A 3,911-nucleotide genomic window follows, 5' to 3' on the forward strand; every position below is an offset into this window, starting at 1 on the left:
TAGTTTTCAAAGTTCACTTCGCCGCTTCATCTCTTAGCGACTTATATAATAATAACATATTAAAGTTTGTTTAGTCAACAACTTTTTTATATTATTTTCTTGCCTCATTTATTGGTTCAATGTGACAACGTTTAATAATATACCACGATTCTTTTATGATTGCAATAACTTTATAATAAAAAAGATAATGTTTCTCATTATAGCAAAAAATCTAGTTAACTTTACTAAACGCTACTTACTATAATGAAAAACAATTACCCCGCTGTTACAGGTAACTCTACTACAAAAAGTGACCCTTTACCGATCTCACTTTTTACATATACTATTCCGTTATGCATATCAACAATTTTCTTTACAATTGATAAACCCAATCCATTTCCGCCGGTTGTTCTATCTCTTGATTTATCTGCTTTATAAAACCTTTCAAATACATGCACTTGATCTTCTTCCGAAATACCAATTCCAGTATCTTGAATTTGTATAACTACCTTGTCATTATCTTGTATAGCAGATATAAATATATCACCATTGTTAGAAGTAAACTTTATACTGTTTGTTATTAAATTCATCCAAACCTGATTCAAGAGAGCCTCGTCTCCAATAAAGTCAATTTTACCAAGGTCAACATGCATATTAATATTTTTTTCTACTATTTGAGGTTCGCAGCTTAACAATGAGTACATAAGTTGGCTATTTAATGAGAAACTGTTCTTTTCTATTGGCTGGTTTTGTGATTCAAGTGAAGTTAGCTTTAGTAGGTTATCGCTAAGCTTGGATAATCTTGTACTTTCATACTCGATTATATTTAAATATTGCTTTCGCTCTTCTAATGGTAAACTTTCATTTTGTAATACTTTAGCAAAACCTTTAATCGATGTTAATGGCGATTGAATTTCATGTGAGACGTTTGAAATAAATTCTTGTCGCATGTTTTCCATTTGATCTAAATTTTTTGCCATATGGTTAAAGCTATCTATTATCTGTCCTATTTCACCACCAAATGCATTCCTGAATTTTTCAAGATCCACTGATACGTTAAACTCTCCTCTTGAAATACTTCTAATTGCCTGCATTATTTCTTTTACCATTTTCATTTGCTTTGGATGATGAAACATTCTACCAAATATAGCTCCTCCGAGCATTAGTAATAGAAAAGTTAAAAAAGTATTTATGATTTGTATCGTTAAGTCTGATAGACTAGTGAAATGATTTTCATAAAAGTAAATAGTAGAATAGTGAACAATTAGGCTTCCAATCATTATTGCAGTCGTTAATAATAATATAGCTCCTATAACATCTCTAATTTTTTTTAATACTTTCATTTCAATAACTCCATTCGATACCCTAATCCCCACACAGTAGAAATTTTAAAACCAAATTCTTTCTCGGGAAATCTTTCCCTCAATCGCTTTATATGAACATCCACAGTTCTTTCATCCCCTGCATAATCGAATCCCCAAATGTTTTCAATTAATTGTTCCCTGGAATATGTTCTACCTAAAGAGCTTGCTAAAGTAAATAAAAGCTCTAATTCTTTCAATGGCATATTGATTACCTCATTGTCATTTAGAACTTTGTAATTTCTGTGGTCTATTATTAACCTTCCTATTTGAACAATTTTAGACGAAGATATTTTTGATCTTCTTAACAAAGCTTTTACTCGAACAACTAATTCGACTGGTTCGAACGGTTTTACGATATAGTCGTCGGTCCCTAATTTAAACCCCCTAACCTTCTGTTCAGTTTCACCTTTTGCAGTTAACATAATTATAGGAAGATCATAATTGTTGCGTATTTCTCTACAAAGCTCAAATCCATCCATTTTAGGCATCATTAAGTCTATAATTAACATATCTATTCTGTTATCATCAATAACACTAATTGCTTCAATACCATTTGTAGCCTCAAAAACAGTAAAGCCCTCATCCCGAAGTAAAACATTTAATAGTTTCCGAATATGTGGATCATCGTCTACGATTAAAATACTAGCCATAAAAACACCTTCCCTAAAGTTTAATTACACTGCACTATTTACTCTCAATTGTTGATCTGCAAATTCTCTATACATCAAATGGTTACTATATAATTCATCATGTGTCCCTATACCAGTTATTTTCCCTTTATCTAAAAATACAATTTGCTCCGCATCTATAACTGTGGAAAGACGATGGGCAATAATTAAAGTAGTTCTCCCTTTCATTAAATTAGAAAGTGCATTTTGTACAACTAATTCAGACCTACTATCAAGGTTTGAAGTTGCCTCATCCAACATTAATAATTTAGGGTTTCTTAGTAAAGCTCTCGCAATACCTATTCGTTGTCTTTGTCCACCAGATAGTTTTATACCTCTTTCTCCAACCTCTGTATTAAAACCTTCAGGTAAGTCATTAACAAATTGATCTACATATGCCATACCCGATACATAAGCCAATTCTTTATCAGATATCTCTCTTTTAATTCCATAGCAAATATTATCTCTAATTGTACCGGCAATTAGCGGACTTTCTTGTGCAACATAACCTATTTGTTTTCTCCAACTCTCTAAATTAAAACTATTTATTGGATTATCTCCAATTTTTATTTCCCCATTATTTGGAGGATAGAAACGTTCAATGAGTGAAAATAAAGTTGTCTTTCCGCTTCCACTTGGTCCTACAATAGCTGTTACCTTACCAGGAGGGATCACAAAATTAAGATTTGTTAACATCTCTTCTTCCTTATATGCAAAATGCAACTTATTAATCTTAATCGGTAAATTCATATCAACTTCATCTTTTCCAGTTTGATAATCTTCTTCTTCTAGTTCTAATATACTGATCATTCTTTCAGTAGCACCTTTTGTTTTTTGAAGTTCAGTAAAGAAATGTGTAATTTGGGTTATTGGGAAGATAATTTGGAATAAATAAAGGATATAAGCTACTAACGCCCCTGCAGTTATTGCACCCGATGAGACCCTGACCCCGCCATATCCAATAATGACTACTAAAATAAGCATTAATACAAAGGAAACAATTGGTCCAATGAAAGAGTGTAGCTTTCCTTCCTTAATACCGAAAGATAATAAATTATTAATTCCCTTGTTTCCATTAGTAATTTCAGAGGTTTCCGCGTTCGAAACTTTCACTAATCTAATTTCCGAAAAAACTTGGCTTATTAACGATGTGAATTTTGCTGTCTCATCTTGGGTTGCTTTTGATAATTTTGACATTTGTTTTCCAATAGGGATAAATATTAGTGCAATGACAGGTATAATGCTAAAAGTTACCAATGTCATTTTCCAATCTAATACTAGAAGTAATATAAAAGATCCGACAATAGAAATGATTCCTGTTAAAAAGTTTGTTATGTGTTCTGTTATTAACCCCTTTAAAATTGCTGTATCATTTGTAACTCGACTTACATTATCTCCAGTCTGAGTCTCATCAAAATAAGATATTGGAAGAACAATCATTTTCTTCCACAATCGGTGTCTTACATTGGCAACAACTGTATTTCCTACTCGGCTAAGCAGATAAATAGAAGCTGCTGATGAAATAGCCTGTATTATTAGTACTGCAACAAAAACCACTATTTGTCCCGCACTTAAGGATGCTAACGAAAAACCATCTACAAATTTCTTTGTTAGCAAAGGTAATAGTAACCCCACTAAAGTAGTGGCTACACTTAATAGTACGCCTATTGCAAACAACCATTTAGGAGGATTTGCATTTTTTAATAAAGAGATAAAATTTCTCCAATCACTTTTTTTATTTAAATTAGTTTCTTCTTTCATATCTTTACTCCTTACACTTACTATTTTTTTATCTACATTCCCTTTAAAATTTACAACTAAAATATGAATAAAGAATGAACTAAATTATTTTTTACTCTTAAATATTATTTTTTATAACGCAAAAAAACATCAGCCTAAT

The 3,911-nt window shown here is 31.4% G+C and carries 3 protein-coding genes; all 3 read right to left on the minus strand.

Going from position 1 to position 3,911, the window contains the following annotated elements:
- Positions 1 to 254: 254 nt before the first annotated feature.
- From COE53_RS20755 to COE53_RS20765, 3 genes are read right to left on the minus strand one after another with little or no spacing between them, the layout of a single operon-like run.
- Complete coding sequence (locus COE53_RS20755) at positions 255 to 1,322, minus strand: HAMP domain-containing sensor histidine kinase (RefSeq protein WP_069034022.1); 1,068 nt, start codon at positions 1,320 to 1,322, stop codon at positions 255 to 257.
- Positions 1,319 to 1,993: a response regulator transcription factor gene (locus COE53_RS20760; RefSeq protein ID WP_098948656.1), complete on the minus strand. Its 675-nt coding sequence runs from the start codon at positions 1,991 to 1,993 to the stop codon at positions 1,319 to 1,321. Before COE53_RS20760 ends, COE53_RS20755 begins: the two co-directional genes overlap by 4 nt.
- Positions 1,994 to 2,017: 24 nt before the next feature.
- Positions 2,018 to 3,772 carry an ABC transporter ATP-binding protein gene (locus COE53_RS20765; protein WP_091024999.1) on the minus strand — a complete coding sequence of 585 codons (1,755 nt, stop codon included), beginning with the start codon at positions 3,770 to 3,772 and terminating at the stop codon, positions 2,018 to 2,020.
- Positions 3,773 to 3,911 lie beyond the last annotated feature (139 nt).

The sequence above is a fragment of the Bacillus sp. AFS029533 genome (genome assembly GCF_002585125.1).
Taxonomy (GTDB): domain Bacteria; phylum Bacillota; class Bacilli; order Bacillales; family Bacillaceae_G; genus Gottfriedia; species Gottfriedia luciferensis_B.

Bases quoted from the DNA above. Each gene is read 5' to 3' on its own strand.
- COE53_RS20760 (WP_098948656.1), bottom strand. From the start codon at position 1,993: ATGGCTAGTATTTTAATCGTAGACGATGATCCACATATTCGGAAACTA.
- COE53_RS20765 (WP_091024999.1), bottom strand. From the start codon at position 3,772: ATGAAAGAAGAAACTAATTTAAATAAAAAAAGTGATTGGAGAAATTTT.
- COE53_RS20755 (WP_069034022.1), bottom strand. From the start codon at position 1,322: ATGAAAGTATTAAAAAAAATTAGAGATGTTATAGGAGCTATATTATTA.